The 379-nt window shown below is 63.9% G+C and carries 1 pseudogene; it reads left to right on the top strand.

Annotated elements, in window-relative coordinates:
* Positions 1-176 precede the first annotated feature (176 nt).
* Positions 177-379, top strand: a pseudogene (locus tag AC1DUE_RS20710) (hypothetical protein); the annotation flags it as partial.

The following is a 379-nucleotide window of genomic DNA, read 5'->3' as shown; positions in this document are numbered from 1 at the left end:
ACCATAGGTTCCGCAAATACCGGGAAAGCCATGGATTCCCTTGTATGACAAGGAACGCAGCACAACGGTCATCGTCCGGTCACATTCGCCGCGCGGACCCGTCATGGGCCGCTGTGAACATCCTGTACAGCCCCGCCGAGCCGTCGGCCGGGAAGGACCAGGGGAGGGCCACGGACATGTCAGCGCTGCTCGCGACCGGTGACCGCAGAGGTGAACAGGGGCTACGGATACGCGGTCTCACCGCTGCCGAGCACCGGGCATGTGTGACCGCGCGCGCCGGGGCGAGCTTTCTGCAGTATCCGTCCTGGGCCGAGGTGAAGGATCAATGGAAGTCGGAAATGGTCGGATGGCACGGCGACAGCGGTGAATTGATCGGCAG

The sequence above is a fragment of the Cellulomonas sp. P4_A2 genome (assembly GCF_056402515.1).
The sequence above is the reverse complement of the archived record's forward strand: the minus strand, read 5'-3'. Positions and strand labels throughout refer to the sequence as shown.